Origin of the sequence: Streptomyces sp. CB01201, assembly GCF_002803085.1 — a bacterium.
Classification (GTDB): domain Bacteria; phylum Actinomycetota; class Actinomycetes; order Streptomycetales; family Streptomycetaceae; genus Streptomyces; species Streptomyces hundungensis.
Genome location: NZ_NNBJ01000020.1, coordinates 14574 through 30991 on the forward strand (window position 1 = coordinate 14574; position 16418 = coordinate 30991).

Annotated in this window: 14 protein-coding genes; 6 read left to right on the forward strand and 8 right to left on the reverse strand. The window is 71.4% G+C overall.

Going from position 1 to position 16418, the window contains the following annotated elements; genetic code table 11:
• Positions 1–55: 55 nt before the first annotated feature.
• From CG740_RS32210 to ureA, 3 genes are all read right to left on the reverse strand, one after another.
• Positions 56–1066 carry an agmatine deiminase family protein gene (locus CG740_RS32210; RefSeq protein ID WP_234376602.1) on the reverse strand — a complete coding sequence of 337 codons (1011 nt, stop codon included), beginning with the start codon at positions 1064–1066 and terminating at the stop codon, positions 56–58.
• Positions 1067–1314: 248 nt separating this feature from the next.
• The gene (locus CG740_RS32215) at positions 1315–3024 is read right to left on the reverse strand and encodes an urease subunit alpha (RefSeq protein ID WP_100578846.1); all 1710 of its coding nucleotides are present in this window, start codon (positions 3022–3024) and stop codon (positions 1315–1317) included.
• A complete protein-coding gene (ureA, locus tag CG740_RS32220; protein WP_100578847.1) occupies positions 3021–3794 on the reverse strand; it encodes an urease subunit gamma in 774 nt (257 codons plus the stop codon). Before ureA ends, CG740_RS32215 begins: the two co-directional genes overlap by 4 nt.
• A gap of 247 nt (positions 3795–4041) precedes the next feature.
• Between ureA and CG740_RS32225 the strand changes: the two genes are divergently transcribed.
• From CG740_RS32225 to CG740_RS32240, 4 genes are all read left to right on the forward strand, one after another.
• Complete coding sequence (locus tag CG740_RS32225) at positions 4042–4623, forward strand: TetR/AcrR family transcriptional regulator (protein ID WP_376207292.1); 582 nt, start codon at positions 4042–4044, stop codon at positions 4621–4623.
• Between the two features lie 63 nt (positions 4624–4686).
• On the forward strand, positions 4687–5265 hold the full coding sequence (locus CG740_RS32230; protein ID WP_199846635.1) for a TetR/AcrR family transcriptional regulator: 579 nt from the start codon (positions 4687–4689) through the stop codon (positions 5263–5265).
• A gap of 329 nt (positions 5266–5594) precedes the next feature.
• Entirely contained in the window at positions 5595–6686 is a 1092-nt protein-coding gene (locus tag CG740_RS32235; RefSeq protein ID WP_100578850.1) for an agmatine deiminase family protein, read from the forward strand.
• A gap of 190 nt (positions 6687–6876) precedes the next feature.
• A complete protein-coding gene (locus CG740_RS32240) occupies positions 6877–8037 on the forward strand; it encodes an agmatine deiminase family protein (RefSeq protein WP_100578851.1) in 1161 nt (386 codons plus the stop codon).
• Between the two features lie 38 nt (positions 8038–8075).
• On the opposite strand, the gene CG740_RS32245 is transcribed toward CG740_RS32240, so the two are convergent.
• Together CG740_RS32245 and CG740_RS32250 are read right to left on the reverse strand one after the other, a co-directional pair.
• Positions 8076–8363: an STAS domain-containing protein gene (locus CG740_RS32245; RefSeq protein WP_100578852.1), complete on the reverse strand. Its 288-nt coding sequence runs from the start codon at positions 8361–8363 to the stop codon at positions 8076–8078.
• On the reverse strand, positions 8363–12520 hold the full coding sequence (locus tag CG740_RS32250; RefSeq protein ID WP_100578853.1) for a SpoIIE family protein phosphatase: 4158 nt from the start codon (positions 12518–12520) through the stop codon (positions 8363–8365). The genes CG740_RS32245 and CG740_RS32250 overlap by 1 nt, the downstream gene beginning before the upstream one ends.
• Before the next feature lie 211 nt (positions 12521–12731).
• Between CG740_RS32250 and CG740_RS32255 the strand changes: the two genes are divergently transcribed.
• On the forward strand, positions 12732–13097 hold the full coding sequence (locus CG740_RS32255) for a hypothetical protein (protein WP_100578854.1): 366 nt from the start codon (positions 12732–12734) through the stop codon (positions 13095–13097).
• Positions 13094–13450: an STAS domain-containing protein gene (locus CG740_RS32260; RefSeq protein WP_100578855.1), complete on the forward strand. Its 357-nt coding sequence runs from the start codon at positions 13094–13096 to the stop codon at positions 13448–13450. Before CG740_RS32255 ends, CG740_RS32260 begins: the two co-directional genes overlap by 4 nt.
• A 158-nt stretch (positions 13451–13608) precedes the next feature.
• Here CG740_RS32260 and CG740_RS32265 read toward each other — a convergent pair whose 3' ends face one another.
• From CG740_RS32265 to CG740_RS32275, 3 genes are all read right to left on the reverse strand, one after another.
• Complete coding sequence (locus CG740_RS32265) at positions 13609–14532, reverse strand: NAD-dependent protein deacetylase (RefSeq protein ID WP_100578856.1); 924 nt, start codon at positions 14530–14532, stop codon at positions 13609–13611.
• Positions 14533–14609: 77 nt separating this feature from the next.
• Positions 14610–15572: a sensor histidine kinase gene (locus CG740_RS32270; RefSeq protein ID WP_100578857.1), complete on the reverse strand. Its 963-nt coding sequence runs from the start codon at positions 15570–15572 to the stop codon at positions 14610–14612.
• A complete protein-coding gene (locus CG740_RS32275) occupies positions 15569–16375 on the reverse strand; it encodes an MEDS domain-containing protein (protein WP_100578858.1) in 807 nt (268 codons plus the stop codon). Before CG740_RS32275 ends, CG740_RS32270 begins: the two co-directional genes overlap by 4 nt.
• Positions 16376–16418: the final 43 nt, after the last annotated feature.

The following is a 16418-nucleotide window of genomic DNA, read 5'->3' on the forward strand; positions in this document are numbered from 1 at the left end:
GCGGCCGGCCCGGTCTGGGCGGTCAGACCGGGCGGGCAGCGCTGGGCAGGAGGGGTCAGTCGCGGCGGGGCGCGGCGGGCACCTGCTGGGTGATGCAGTGGATGCCGCCGCCGCCGTGGGCGAGCGCCGTCGTCGGTACCCCGACGACCTTGCGGTCGGGACAGGCGGCGGCGATCACGGCCAGCGCCTCCGCGTCCTGGGGCAGGCCCGCCACCGGGACGACCACTCCGCCGTTGGCCACGTAGAAGTTGAGGTAGCCCACTTCGACGGGCACGCCGTCGACCTCGGTGAACGCGCTCTGCGGAAGGTCGACGATTTCCAGGGTGCGGCCCTGGGCATCGGGGGTGGCTTCGAGGATCGCGCGGTTGGCGCGCATCCGGGCGTAGTCCGGGTGCTCCGGGTCGTCCGGCAGCTGGACCACGACCTTGCCCGGCGCGACGAAGGCGCAGACGCCGTCGACATGGCCGTCGGTCTCGGTGTCCAGGAGCCCGCCGTACGGCAGCCAGATGACCTTGGTGACACCGAGCCGGGCCTTCAGCTCGGCCTCGACCTGGTCCCTGTCCAGGCCGGGATTGCGGTTGGGGTGGAGCAGGCACTGCTCGGTGGTGATCAGGGTGCCTTCGCCGTCCACGGTGATCGCGCCGCCTTCGAGAATCATCTCCGAGCGGATCGCGGTCTCGCCGAAGTGTTCCAGGAGCGCCGCCCCGAGCCGGTCGTCGGCGTCGTACGGGTGGTGCTTGCGGCCCCAGGCGTTGAACCGGAAGTCGACGCCGGCCCGGTGGCCCTCGGGGTCGAGAACGAAGATCGGCGCGGAATCCCTGAACCAGGAGTCGTCCAGCGGCAGTTCGATCACGTCGACATCCCCGCCGCACCGGGTACGGGCCTCGTCGCCGTGGCCGGGCGGCGCGACCATGGTCACCGGCTCGAACCCGGCGATGGCCCGGGCCACCTGGGCGTACTCCTGCTTGGCCTGTTCCAGGACGGCGCCCCACAGATCGGGGCGGGTGGGCCAGGCCATCAGGCAGCGCTCGTGCTCGGTCCACTCGGCGGGCATGCGGAAGGTCATCACAGCTCTCTTCGTCAGATGTTCGACAGGCTCTTCGCAAGGACGGGCAATCGGTCTTCGCAAGGACGGAGGACGGGCAACGGTGGGCCGCGAAGTGGCCGGTTCCGGGTGGGTCGCACCCGAAGGGCCGGGCCGAGCGGGCGGTCGATGACCACGACGGCCGTTGATGTGCCCGGAATACTCCTCCGAACTGAAAATTCAGTCAAGGTGGGCGACCGAACGATCTCGGCCGCGTGGTGTCGGCGGCCCTACAGGAAGTACAGGCGGCTCAGGGATACCTCCTGGGCCGGTTCCGAACTGATCGGGACACCGTCAAGGGTCACGAGCCCGGTGTCCGCCCCCACCTGTACGGCGCCGAGGCGCGAGTTGTGCACCAGATCGGCGGGGCCGATGCCGCGGGTGCCGCGCACCGCCACGCGCCGGCGCCGGGTGGCCAGCGCGTCGTAGGGCCGCCCGAAGGAGCCGGACTCCGCCGCGGCCCGGCTGACGAACGCCACGGACAGGTCGGCCGCGGTGGCACCGTGGGCGCCGAACAGCGGCCCGAGCACCAGGGGTTCGCAGCGGTCGGTCGCGGCATTCGGGTCGCCGGTGACGCCCCAGGCGGGGAAACCGGACTTGAGGACCATCTGCGGTTTGGCGCCGAAGTAGGCCGGGCGCCACAGCACGATGTCGGCCATCTTGCCGATCTCGATGGAGCCGATCTCGTGCGCGAGGCCGTGCGCGATGGCGGGGTTGATGGTCAGCTTCGCCATGTACCGCAGGACCCGCGCGTTGTCGTCACCGTCCCCGTCGCCCTCCAGCGGACCCAGCTCCGCCTTCATCTTCCCGGCCATCGCAAACGTGCGCCGCACCGTCTCACCGGCCCGGCCCATGCCCTGCGCGTCCGAGGACGTGATCCCGATCGCCCCCAGGTCGTGCAGCACGTCCTCGGCACCCATCGTGCCCGCCCGGATCCGGTCCCGGGCCATCGCCGCGTCCCCCGGCAGATCCGTCTTCAGATCATGAACCGAGACGATCATGCCGTAGTGCTCCGCGACCGCGTCCCGCCCGAACGGCAGCGTCGGATTCGTGGACGAACCGATCACATTCGGCACCCCCGCCATCTTCAGCACGTTCGGCACATGCCCACCACCACACCCCTCGATGTGGAAGGCGTGAATGGTCCGCCCCTCCAGCACCTTCAAGGTGTCCTCGACCGTCAGGCACTCGTTCAATCCGTCACTGTGCAGGGCGACCTGCACATCGTGCTCCTCCGCCACCCGCAACGCCGTGTCCAGCGCCCGGGTGTGCGCACCCATGTCCTCGTGCACCTTGAACCCGCACGCACCGCCCTCCGCCAAAGCCTCCACCAGCGGAGCCCCGTCCGAGGACGAACCCCGGCCCAGGAAACCGATGTTGACCGGCCACGCGTCGAACGCGTTGAAGGCGTTGCGCAGCGCCCAGGGCGAGTTGACGCCCACACCCCAGGCCGGCCCGATCTCCTGGCCGATGATGGTCGTGACGCCGGAGGCGAGCGAGGCCTCCATGATGCGCGGGGACAGCAGATGCACATGGGTGTCGACGGCTCCGGCGGTGGCGATCAGCCCTTCACCGGAGACGATCGTCGTGCCGGTGCCGACGACCACGTCCACACCGGACAGGGTGTCAGGGTTGCCCGCCCGGCCGATGGCAGTGATCCGCCCCTCGCGGATACCGATGGACACCTTGCGGATCCCGACCGCCGCGTCGATGACGACGACGTTGCTGATGACGACGTCGCAGGTCTCGCGGACGGCGGCGGCCTTCAGATGCAGCCCGTCCCGGGCCGTCTTGCCGAAGCCCGCGAGGAACTCGTCACCCGGCGCCTGCGAGTCGGATTCGACCCGGACCACGAGGCCGGTGTCCCCGAGCCGCACCCGGTCGCCGGCCCGCGGACCGTGTACGGCCGCGTATGCCGTTGGATCGACTGAGCTGTTCACGGCGCTGCCTCCTGATCATCCGATTCGTCCGTGCCGGACCCGCTCGCCGCGTTGCGGGTGTAGACAGCGGGGGCCCCGCCCGCCGTGCCGTTCACGCCGAGATAGCCGCAGGCGGCGGCCCGGCGCAGCGCCTCGGCTTTCGCGCCCGGGGCGTCCAGCGGACCGTCGACGAGACCGGCGAAGCCGATGGCCACGCGGTCCCCGCCCATGGGTACGAGCGCGACCTCGCGGGACAAACCCGGGGCGAACCGCGTGGACGATCCGGCCGGCTCGGCGAGCCGCATGCCGTAGGCGGCGGCCCGGTCGAAGTCGAGCCGCGGGTTGCTCTCGAAGAAGTGGAAGTGCGAGGTGACACTGATCGGGACCGCGGCGGTGTTGCGGACCGTCAGCACACATTGCGGCTCGGGGCCGCGCACATCCCCGGCGCCGGGCAGCACCGCCCCCGGAGCGAGCGCGCCGAGGCCTCCACCGCCGAACGGCTCCCCGACCACGGCCAGCCGGCTCCCGTCGTCGAACACCGCCTCCACATGGATCTCGGTAACGACATCGGGCACGCCGGGCAGTACGTCCTCGGGCCCGAGGACCTTGCGGGCCGCGGCAACGGCCTCGGCGAGCCGGGCACCGTCCCGGGCCGCCTCGCAGACCGTGTCGGCGATGAGCGCGGTCGCCTCCGGCACGTTCAGCCGCAGTCCCCGGGCCCGGCGCGCTCTGGCCAGTTCGGCGGCGCCGAACAGCAGGAGCCGGTCGCGTTCCGTGGGAGTCAGCCGCATGTCCGCGGCTCCGGATGGACGCCCGGTACGGGAGGCGGGGCGGGGGCATGGATGAGCATGGAAGAGACCTCTTTCAACGAGGGCCTGTCGATGCGGGCCGGCTCCTTGGCGGGTCGGCGGCGCGTGGCCTGAACATCTCACTGACTGAAAATTCAGTCAAGAGATGAGGCAATAGGCAATCGGACCACATGAGCGTTCGCTCCCGACCGTCAGAACGTGTTCGGCCGGGCAGATAGGGTGGGCGACCGTGGGTGACCGTAGAACAGCGATCATGGAAGCGGCCGCGCGGGTCATCGCCCGGCGCGGGGTGCGGGGACTGCGGGTGGAGGAGCTGGCCGCCGAGGCCGGGGTGTCCACCGCGCTGATCTACTACCACTTCAAGGACCGGGCCGGAATCCTGCGCCGCACACTGGAGTTCATCAGCGACCGCGCCGAGCGCTACACCTCCGAGCGCGAGACGCCGGCCCGACCGCTGGACCCGCGCCGGGAGCTGGAACAGACCCTCCTCCTGGAACTCCAGGACGAGCCCGTGGTCCGGGAGAACAGCACCGCCTGGGGCGAGCTGCGGGCGAACGCCGTCTTCGATCCCGAACTGCGCGAAGACCTCGCCAAGGCCACGCTGATCTGGGTGCAGGAGACCGCCGAGCTGCTCGGCCAGGTCAGCCCCATGTCCCCGGCCGCGAGCCTGGCCGCGTCGGCCGAGCGGCTCACCGCCCTCCTCGAAGGGCTCAGCATGCGCTGGCTCAGCGGCATCCTTCCGCTGACGCACGCCCGCACCCTGCTGCTCGAAGCCGTCGCCGTCGAGCTGGAGCGCCTGGACCGCAAGTAGCCGGGCTCCCGGTAAAAGCGCCGCACGGCAAGCGCACCGCTGTTGACTGGTTACTGTACGAACGTGAGTACTCGACGTGCCAAGCTGCTGGAAGCGACCTGCCGAGTGATAGCCCTGCGGGGCGTCCGAGGGCTGCGGGTGGAGGACGTCGCCGCCGAGGCGGGCGTCTCCAAGACGCTGATCTACTACCACTTCCGCGATCGCGCGGGCCTGGTCACCAGCGCCCTTGAGTACGTCAACGACCGCGCCGAGGGCTATGCGGACATCGCGGAGGACGACGACTCCCTCGCCCGTGACCTGCTTCTTCGCCTGCTCGCCGCGGAGTTCCAGGACGACCCCGCGGTACGGGAGAACTCCGCGGTATGGGCCGAGGTGCGCGCGGCGGCCACCTTCGACGAGGCGCTCCGGCCCGTCCTGACCGCACTGACCGAACGCTGGCTGGTCGACCTGGCCGAGCTGATCGCCGACGGCCAGGACGACGGCACCATCCCCGCGTCGGTGGATTCGCGGGCCGCCGCGATCCGGCTGACCGCCCTGGTCGAAGGACTGAGCGGTCGCTGGCTGGCCGGCCTGGTCACCACCTCCGAGGCGCGGGCCCATGTGGAGGCGGCCCTGGATCGGGAGCTTCAGGCCACCGCGTAGGTCCGCCCGGCCGGCCCCGCACCCGCACCCGCACCCGCACCGGATTCGATGCGCGTCATGCCGAATCGTGCGCCATGCCCAATCCGCCGAGCCGCCCTCACACCTTGACTGAATTTTCAGTCAGTGCGACAGTAGAGGCACAGCCGACGCACGGACCTCCGGTGCGCCCGGTGTGCGCGGCGCGTCATCGCCGTGTACACAGGAGCGCCGTACACACGGGAGCGCGTACGCACAGAGCAGCGTGCCCCGAGTCCGCGTCGGCCCGCCGGGAGGCCGTCCGTACACCGCGGCCCCCCTCGATCCACAGCACGCGATGCGGAGCACCACCCATGAGCCACCTCCCCCCAGGCAGGCGTCTGCTGGATGCCCTCCTCGGTACGCGCCCCTCAGCCGCACCCCCGGACGGCCGCGCGAACGGCGCCTGGCGCGTACCGGCGGACGATGTGCCGCATGCCAGAACCTGGATGTCCTGGCCGTCCCGCAGGTCCATCTGGGGACGCCGACTGGGCGGCGTGCAGCAGGACATCGCGCTGATCGCCCGTACGGTCGCGGCGTACGAGCCCGTCGTCCTGTGCGCCCCGGACGACTACACGGCCGCACAGGCCAGGGCCGCGTGCGGGCCCGGGGTCACCGTCATCGACTCGATCCCCACCGACGACCTGTGGATGCGCGACACCTGCGCGGTCTTCCGCCGCGACGGCCACGGCGGCCTCGACACCGTGGGCCTCAACTTCAACGGCTGGGGCCGTAAGCAGACCCATCACGACGATGGCGAAGTCGCCGCGTGCGTAGCCGAGTTCACCGGCCTCGGGTTCCACCGGGCCGACTTCGTCGGGGAAGGCGGCTCGGTCGAGACCGACGGCGACGGTACGGTCATGGCCACCGAGAGCAGCCTGGTGAACAGGAACCGCAATCGTGGGATCGGCCGCCCGGAGATCGAGGAGGCCGTGCTCGCGGCGTACGGCGCCGAGAAGATGATCTGGGTTCCCGGAGTGCCCGGCCGCGACATCACCGACAACCACATCGACGTCACCTCCCGCTTCGTGCGCCCGGGTGTGATCATGGTGCAACTGCCGCCCGACGACCGGAACGACGTCTGGGCCCGCGACGCGCGCGAGCAGTTCGCGATCCTCTCGGCGGCCACCGACGCCCGCGGCCGCCGGCTCCGGGTGATCCGGGTGGACGGTCCCGCGACCGTGCGGTCGCGGAGTTCGGCGTTCGTCGACTCCTATCTCAACTTCCATCTCGTCAACGGCGCGGTCATCACGGCGCAGTTCGGCGACCACGCGACGGACGCCGCGGCCCGCCGGAGCCTGGCCGAGGCGTTCCCCGGACGCGAGGTGGTCCAGCTGGACGTGGACCGCCTCATGGCCGGAGGCGGCGGCATCCACTGCTCGACGATGCAGCAGCCGCACCCCTGATCCGGGATCCGCCCCCACGGCGGCCCAACACGCACGCCCGACCCGGGTGCGCGAAAAGAAAAACACCCTCGGCTACTTTCCTCCCAAGGGACCGCTCTTCGGGTTCTGTCCGGCATCCGTCCGGCTCCGTATGCCCCCGAACGGCGACCCACCCGCACGACGCAGGAGTTTCTCCGTGACCCCTCCCCCCATGTCCCGGCGCACCGCGCTGCGCACGTTCGCCGGCTTCGGCGCCCTCTCCCTCACCGCCGCGGCCTGCGGCCCCGGGGACACCCCGGCCGGATCGTCCTCCGCCTCCCCCACGGCAGCGGGCGAACGAACGGCGGGCGAGCGGACGGCGGGCCGGCGCTTCGGTGCCGAGTGGGACAGTCACGCCCGTACGTTCATGTCGTGGCCCGCGCTCGATTCGGTGTGGGGCGAGCAACTCCCGTCCGTGCGCGCGGACATCGCGCGGGTGGCACGAGCGGTGGCGGAGTACGAGCCGGTGGTCCTGATGGCCAGGCCCGACCAGCAGGCGGCGGCCCAGAAGGCGTGCGGCTCCCAGGTCGAGGTGATTCCGCTGGCCGTGGACGACCTGTGGGCCCGTGACACGGTGCCGGTGTTCGTGGAGGAGGACGGCCACACCCTGGGTGTCGACTTCAACTTCAGCGGCTGGGGCAACAAGCAGGTCCACACCAACGACGCACAGGTGGGCCGTCTGCTGCTCGCGAAGTACGGCATCGCCCGCGCCAAGGCTCCGCTGGTCGCCGAGGGCGGCTCCTTCGAGACCGACGGCGAGGGCACACTGATGGTCACCGAGAGTTCGGTGGTCAACAAGAACCGCAACCCGGGCAAGTCACGGGACCAGATCGAGGCCGAACTCAAGAGCAGCCTCGGCGTGAAGAAGGTGCTCTGGCTCGCCGGAGTGCGGGGCAAGGACATCACGGACGCACACGTCGACAGCATCGCCCGCTTCACCGCGCCGGGGGTCGTCCTGGTCGACCAGGCCTTCCCGGGCAGCCCGCCGGACGTGTGGTCGCAGTCGGCGGACCAGGCCAGGTCGGTCCTCAAGCGGGCAACGGACGCCCGCGGCAAGCGACTTGAGGTCATCGACCTGCCGCAGCCAGACCTGGACAAGATCACCGGCCGGGGCGACTCCTTCGTCTCCACCTATGCGAACTTCTACGTCGCCAACGACTCCGTGTTCATGCCCCGCTTCGGCGACGCACAGGCCGATGACCGGGCGAAGGGCATCCTCCAGGAGCACTTCCCCAAGCGCGACATCGTGATGGTGAAGATCGACACCATCGCCTCCGGAGGCGGCGGAATCCACTGCTCGACCCACGACCAGCCCGGCAAGCCCGCCCAGTAGCCACCTGGATCGGCCGCGGCCGGGCGTCCGGACGCGGGCTACCCGCCGTGGACGGTGGTGAGGTCGCTGAGGCCCGAGATGGTCAGGACCGGGTCCAGCAGCGGGTTGGTGACGAGTTGGAGCCGCTCGGCGTGCGGGAACAGGACGCTGAGGCCGGCGCTGTCGAGGTAGTCCACACCGGTGAGGTCGAGGACCAGGGGGCCGGCCGTGGTCGCGAGGGCGGCGGCCAGCTCACCGGCGTTGCTCATGTCGATCTCGCCGACCGCGGTCACCAGCCCCGTTCCGTCGGGCCGTCGTCCATGGGTGAGGGTCAGGGCAGTGGTCATCAGACGATCCTCGTGTGCATGTCGACGGTGGTTCCGGACGGTCCGGGGGTGACGGTGACGTGCTGCATCAGCGCCCGCATCAGTCTCATCCCCCGCCCGCGATGGGTGTTGAGTTCCGGCTCCGGAGCCTTCCAGCGGCCCGTGTCGGCGATGGTCAGGCGCAGATTGTCGACGTAGGCCTCGGCCCGGAAGTGGATGGTCTCGCCGGGGGTGTCGCGGTGGCCGTGCTCGATGGCGTTGGCGCACGCCTCGCCGGCGGCGACCAGAACGTTCTGCACCGTGGTGGGGGGCAGGTCGCACTGGTCGAGCCAGCTGCGCAGCGACTTGCGCACGGGGGCGAGCTGGGAGGACTCGGCGGGGAACGTCATCTCCAGCGGGGCCGGGTGGCGGTAGAGCAGCAGGGCGACGTCGTCGTCGTACCCGCCGACGGGCGCCAGCTTGGACATGACATCGGTGGCGAGCTCGTCGACCGCCGTGTTGCGGCCGTCCTGGAGGGCCTCGCTGGCCTGGTCGATGCCCGCGCTGAGCGGACGGCGGCGGCGCTCGACGAGGCCGTCGGTGTACAGGAGCAGCGTGGACCGGGCCGCTATGACGCAGGTGCCTTCGGGCCGCTGCCTGCCGGTGCGGACGGCCAGCGGAAGGGACCGCCCGTCTTCGAGGAGCCGGGTGGTGCCGTCCGGGTGAACGAGGATGCCGGGCGGATGGCCCGCGCTGGAGTACGTCAGCTGTCCGGTGTCGGCGTTTAGGACACCGCAGAAGACGGTGGTGCAGACGGCGCCCGGAACACCGGCGGCGAACTGGTCCAGGGCCATCAGCGTCTGGGCCGGGCTGGCGTCCTGGAGCAGCAACGCCCGGCAGGCGCTGCGCAGTTGACCCATGACGCTGGCGGCTTCGAGGCCCCGGCCGACACAGTCACCGACGACGATGCCTATGCGGCCGTCCGGCAGGCCGACGGTGTCGTACCAGTCGCCGCCGACCTCCAGGGGCTGGGTGGCGGGCTCGTACCGGACGGCGAATCCGTCGGGCAGCTGCGCGGGGCCGAGGATGGCCCGTTGCAGGGCGATGGCGGTCTCGCGCTGCTGGTCGAACTGGTGGGCCCGGTGCAGACCCTGGGCGAGGTGGCCGGCCAGGAGGGAGAGCAGCAGCTGGTCCTCGCCGGTGAAGGGCCGGTTCTCGCCCAGATCGATCCACAGGGCGAGCGGGCCGTCGGGGAACTCCAGGAGGACACCGGCCCCGGTGGGGTCGGCGGCCGGGGTCAGGATCGGCCCCTGGCGAAGGGAGTTGAGGGTGTCGCGCCGTCCGGCGGGCAGTTCCGCCCAGCGCGGTGTCCCGTCGGTGGAGGTCAGTGTGGGCTCGTCGCCGTGGTCGAACACGGCTGCCATGACCCAGCGGGCGCGCCAGATCTTCTTCAGTTCGTCCAGGGCCCCGGCCAGCGCCTGGGGCAGGCTGGTGGCCCGGGCCAGGCAGGTGCCGAGGGCGGCCAGGGCGCTTTCGCGTTGGATGGCGTAGTGCTCGGCCGTCACGTCCCGGAAGGTGCCGACGGTCACCCGGCGGCCGGTGTCGGGATCGTCGACCTGGTTGAACGTGGCCGTGACCCAGAGCCGGTGGCCGTCCCGGTGGGTGATCGGAATGGTGTAGGAGCCCTTGGTGCTGCCGAGCAGCAGCGCGAAGGCGTCGCTGACCTGCTGGTGTGCCTCGGAGTCGGTGGCGTCGGGCCACCAGGGGTGGACCGGACGGTAGGGCAGGCCTTCGGGTCCGTAGCCGAGGATGTCGGTGAACGCCGTGTTGATCTCGACGACGGCGCCGTCCTCGTCGCAGACGAAGAAGGCTTCCTGTAGGGAGTCCACCAGCGCGGTGCGCCAGCGGGCGTGATGGCTGCGCAGCCGTGCCAGCTCGATGTTCGCCCGGACCCGGGCGAGGAGTTCCGCGGCCGCGAACGGCTTGACGAGGTAGTCGTCGGCGCCCGCCCGCAGGCCCTCGATGGACGCCTCCTGTCCGGCCCGTGCGGACAGGAGCAGCACGGGGACCGAGGCGGTCCGTGAGTCCGCCCGCAGCGCCGCGACCAGGGCGAGTCCGTCCATGTGGGGCATCATGACGTCGCTGATCACCAGGTCGAAGGCCTGTGCGCGGACGGCCCGCAGCGCCTGTCGGCCGTCGTTCACCGCGCTGACCCGGTGCCCCGCACCACGCAGCAGCCGCATGAGGTACTCGCGCATGTCGGCGTTGTCGTCGGCGACAAGCACATGGGCCTGCTCGGCGCCGGCGTCCTGGCCGTCGGCGCTCGCGTTCGCGTCGCTCCCGACCGGGACCGGCATCGTCGTGGACTGCTCGCCGGGCAGCCAGCGCAGGGCCTCCTGTACGAAGGGGTCGGCCATGGCAGCCGATCCCGGGCCCGCCTCCGCGAGGACGGCATCGGCGGGCAGATGCGCGGAGCCGAAGGGCAGCCGGATGGTGAAGCTGGTGCCCCGGCCCTCGGCGGAGGTGGCGCCGATGTCGCCGCCGTGCAGTCCGACCAGCTCCTTCACCAGCGCCAGGCCGATACCGCTGCCCTCGTTGGAGCGGGAACGGGCGTTCTCGATGCGGTGGAACCGCTCGAAAAGGCGCGGCATCTCCTGCGCCGCGACCCCGATCCCGGTGTCGTCGACGGTCACCACCGCCATGCCGTCCTCGATGCCCACGGCGACCCGGATCGAGCCGTCGAAGGTGAACTTCAGCGCGTTGCTGAGGAGGTTGAGAACCACCTTCTCCCACATGCTCCGGTCGACGAAGACCGGCTCGGGCAGCGGCGGGCACACGACCCGGAAGTCCAGACCGGCCCGGTCGACGGCGGAGCGGAACACGCTGGCCAGTTCGCCGGTCACCGCGGCCAGGTCGACCGGCTCGTACTGGGCCTGCATCCGGCCGGCCTCGATGCGGGAGAAGTCGAGGAGGGTGTTGACCAGTTTGCCCAGGCGCAGCCCGTTGCGGTGGATGACCTCCAGTTCCGCCCGCGCGGCCTCGTCCGTGAGCCGGTGTCGCAGCTCCTCGACCGGCCCCATGATCAGGGTCAGGGGCGTACGGAACTCGTGGCTGATGTTGGAGAAGAACGTCGTCTTCGCCCGGTCCAGCTCCGCGAGTTCCTCCGCGCGGCGCTGCTGCGCCTGGTAGCTGCGGGCACTGGCGACGCCGGTGGCGACATGGCCGGCGACCAGTTCGACGAAGCCGCGGTAGCCGTCGTCGAGATCCCGGTACCGGTTCAGACCGACCACCATGAATCCGTACGGGGCGCCGCCCTGCTGCCGCAGGGGCACCACCATCGCCTGGAAGGGCGCTTCGGCCCACTCCCCCGTCGGGAGATCCGCGAAGGTGGCGCCGTCCAGCGGCGTCAGCACGGTCTCGCCCCGCGCCGGAGCGCCCGTCGGCCACACGGTCTCGGATCCCGCCGGGAGCAGCTTCTCGGCGGCCGGATGGCCGTCGTCGAGTCCGGTGACGGCGGCCAGCGCGGCACTGCCGTCGTCCTGGAACAGATAGGTCAGCGTGAAGGGCAGGTCGTGCGGGTTCCGGCTCAGCTGTACGCACGCGAAGTCGAGCATCTCCTGTTCGGTGCGCACCACGCTCGGGTCGGACCCCAGGTCGCGCAGCGTGGCCATCCGCCGCTCCCCGATGACCCGTTCGGTCTCCTCGCTGACCACGCACAGCATGCCGACGACGAGGCCCGCGTCGTCCCGCAGCGGGCTGTAGGAGAAGGTGTGGTAGCTCTCCTCCAGGTACCCGGAGCGCTCCACGAACAGCAACAGCGCCTGGTCCCAGGTGGCTTCGCCGGTGGTGAGCACGGTGTCGATCCGGGGGCTGATGTCGCTCCAGATCTCCGCCCAGACCTGGCTCGCCGGCCGTCCCAGCGCCCACGGGTATTTGCGGCCCAGGGTGTCGCGCCGGTAGGCGGCGTTGCAGAAGAACGTCAGTTCCGGTCCCCAGGCCATCCACATCGAGAACTTCGACGACAGCAGGATGCTCACGGTCGTCCTCAGGCTCTGCGGCCAGCCTTCCGGGTCCCCGAGCGGTGTGGTCGCCGCCCAGTCCACCAGAGCCAGGTCCCGGCCGATCTCCGTGTCCGCGCCGAACACATCGCTTCCGGCCGCCGCCGTGGCCTCCGGCTCGGCATCCTCGGAACGCGTCACTGCCCACCCCTTCGTTCACGGCAGCCGTCGCCCGAGCACCTGTCGGTGCCGGTCGTGCTGCCGCCCCTCCGCGCGTCGTGCCCGCTCGACCATGGGATACCCGCATGATCGCCGGACCATCCGGGCCGAGCCCGTTGACGTGATCCGTAGGATAGGACAGCCGTGTCCGGCACCAACAGGCACGGTCGACCAGGAGGGGCGGGGGGGTGACATGGCGGCGGCCGACCACGCCGTGCACCGGGACGTCCGTGCCGTCGCCCGCGGCGAAGAGCGGTGGCCGACCGCGCTGTTCGGCCCCTTCTGCGCTGCCTCGGCCGCCCCTTCGATCCTCGCCCCGACCGGCGGCGGCCACCCCGCGGCTCCGGCACCGCGCGAGAGCACGTTCGGCGAACTTGGGGCCGGCCCGCCGTCCGCGCGCGCCTGTCCCGCGCGCGCCTGTCGCGGGACCGGCAGTTCGACGCCCGCGGCGCACACGCTTTTCGCCGAACTGGGTACTGGGGTGAGCGACGACACCGCGTTGCCCGCCCTGTCCGTCCCGCCCCACCGCACGCCCCCGTCCGCTCAGGAGAACCGGTGACCGACCCCACTCTGACCGCCACCCGACACACCCACTCCCGCGGGGCGACGGTTTTGGCCGTGGCCGGCGAACTCGACCACCACACGGCGCCGCAGCTCTCCCGGCTCATCCAGGACACCGCCTTCGGCCCCGAGGCCCCGGTGCTGATCGAGCTGTCCGGGCTCACCTACTGCGACTCCACGGGCATCACCGTGCTGATCGGCGCCGACCGGCGGGCGCGTCAGGCCGAAGCCCCGCTGTCCCTCGTCGGCGTCAACCCCGACCTGATGCACGTGTTCCGCATCATCGGCCTCGACCAGCTCTTCAACTTCCAGCCCACGGTCGAGGACGCCATCGACGCGCTGCACGCCTGACCCGGTCCGCGCCCGGCCCAGGTCTCGGCGCGAGGCGGACGCCCATAACCTGACGCTCTGTCAACTCTCGCCCGGGCAGCCCTGGTTGGAACTCGGCCGGGCAGGGGCGGCGCGGCCGGGAACGCGGGCTCGGGCTCGGGCTCGGGCTCCAAGGACGGTCACGGCCTCTCGGCGTTCTCCAGCGGCGGCTCGCTCATGGGAGCGGGGGTGATCCCCAGCCGCTCCGCCACGGTGGTGAGGGCCGCTCCCAGAGGGAGTGCGATACGTGTGGTGGCGTGGCGGTCGCCCCTGGTCGGATCACGGTTGATGATCAGCACCGGCCGGCCTTCCTGGGCCGCCTGGCGGACGAAGCGGAGGCCGGACATCACCGTCAGGGAGGAGCCGAGGACCAGCAGCGAGGACGCCTCGCCGACCAGCGCCCGGCAGTGCTCGACCCGCCGCGGCGGCACGGTCTCGCCGAAGAAGACCACGTCCGGCTTGAGGATGCCGCCGCAGAGCGCGCAGGGCACCACCTGGAAGTCCTTGACCTGCTCGTCGGTGAGATCGGCGTCCCCGTCCGGGTTGAGGGCGGCCGCCACCGGCGCGAAACCCGCGTTGGCCTCCTCCAGCCGCCCCGCCAGTTCGCGGCGCGGGCTGAAGGCGCCGCAGGAGAGGCAGACGACGCGGTCCAGGCTGCCGTGGAGCTCCACGACGCCCTCGCTCCCGGCGGCCTGGTGCAGACCGTCGACGTTCTGGGTGATCACGCCCGAGAGCAGGCCCTGCCGCGCGAACGCGGCCACTGCCAGGTGCCCGGTGTTCGGCCGGGCGCGGCCGAAGGTGCGCCAGCCGAGGTGGCTGCGGGCCCAGTACCGGCGGCGGGCCTGAGGGCCGGCCGTGAAGTCCTGGTAGGTCATCGGGGTGTGCCGACTCAGGCTCCCTCCCTCACCCCGGTAGTCGGGGATGCCCGACTCGGTGGAGATGCCCGCCCCGCTGAGGACCAGCACTCCCCCGGCGCCCAGCGCTTCGGCGACCGGCCCCAGGTCCGTGGTGCCCGGCGCGATCTCCCCGGTGGGGGTCCAGCTCAGGGTGGGACGTATGCGCATGCACCCAGGGTACGGAACGGGCCGTCGGCGCCTCGTCCGCCGCGGGACGGCCCCGCGGGGTGGTTACTGCGGGACGGTTACTGCGGGATGTCCATGTGGAGCCGGACCGTCGTGCCCTGGTCACGGGTGGACCGGATCTCGACCAGGTCGCACAGCTGATGAGCGAGCCAGAGGCCGCGGCCGCCCATCTGCTCCGCCGTGGGGCGGGTGCGGCCGGCCAGCTGGTCGGAGATGTATCCGGCGTCCCGGAGTTCGCACAGGAAGGTCGCGTCCCGCGTCCAGGTCCGCAGCGTTCCCCTCCCCCCGCCGTGCCGGATGCTGTTCGTGGCGATCTCGGTCACGGCCACCGCCAGCTTGGGCAGCCGGTCCTCGGGCACGCCCGCGTCGGAGGCGCACTGGGCGACCTTCGACCGGACCGCGGAGAGGTCGCCGTGCGTATAGGCCAGCTCCTGGAGCGGATCGCAGGGATCGGGCAGGGCGTCGAAGACGTAGTCGTCGGCGCTGAGGTAGTCCTCGTTGCGTACGGACTGTCCGTCCTGGTGGATCAGTGGATGACAGCGTGAGACGGACCGCAGCGCGCTGCGGTCCTCGTCGGCGGCGTCGTAGGGGCACAGCATCGACCACGCCTGGCTGCGGGCGAAGGCCCGGTTGAGCAGCCATTCGTTGTAACGCAGCTCGGAGAGGTGCGACGCGTTGCGCGCCAGGCGCCACGCGGTCTCCCCGATGCCGCGGACCGGCCTTCCCCCTTCGCCCTGTTCGCTCATCCAGGCCGTCCAGGCCGCGATGTGGCGGCCGGGGTTGGGTCCGGCCGTCGACGCCTCGACGAACGTGACGGCGGGCTCGTCGGTGAGTTCCCCGCGCAGCAGCGACGCCTTGTCGGAAGGGACGGCGATGATGATCGCCTCCCCCGCGTCGAGGGCCTCACGGATGAAACCGAGCGTGCCCGTCAGGAACTGTGTGTCACCCCGGTACGGGTACAGCTCGTGCCGGAAGGGGGACTCCTGTCCGGCGGACGTCTTCGACGTCCGGGAGACGCTCATGCGCCCATCACCACCGAGAGGTCGGCCGCCTGGTAGCCGGCGAGTTCCCAGCACAGGCGGACGGTGTCGTTGGCGCCCTCCACGAGGATGCGGCGGGACGGCAGCCGGCGGGATGCGTCGACGAGGGCGTGCATCCCGGCCGCGTCGATCATTTCGAGGGTGTCGAACCGCAGCGTCAGGGTGGGCGCCTGGACGATCGCCGCGCGCAACGCCGCGTTGAACGCCGCCGCGCCCTCCGAGTCGATCACCCCGTCCACGCTCCAACTGTCGGCACCCGTGCTGAACATCCGGAAGGCCGGGCGCTCAGCACGTGTGCCCACCTCATGGGGGTGCACACATGCCATGTGGTCCAGCGTAGGCGCGTTCCACTGCGACGGCCGGAAGGCACACACCACGATCGCACCGCTCTCCGACGCGAACTGGTCGAGCTTGAGCTCCTGGTCCAGCAGCTCCTCGACCCCCTCGGGAGCCGCCTTGGGAACCCGCTCGGTGAGGACACGGACCGCGCGGAAGCCCTCCCGCAGCGCGGTACGCGCCTCACGGCGCACCGCGGCCAGGACCGAGGCGCTGTCCGCGGCCTCCGAGAAGTCGAGCACGACCGAGGCCGAGGGCACGGCATCACGCGGAAGGTCGAAGGTCTCGCCCATGCCGCCGATGACGACGATCTTGTCCCCGTACAGGGCGCCGTCGGCCACGAAGGCCCGCGCGTCGGCCAGGAGCGCCGCCGTGGGGTCCATGCGCCAGCAGACGTGGTCTCCGAGCCCGACCTCGTCCAGCGTCGCCAACGCCCGTGCCGCTCTCACCCGACCCCCTTCCGGCCGCCGGTCGATCTCTCGGCGGAGTATG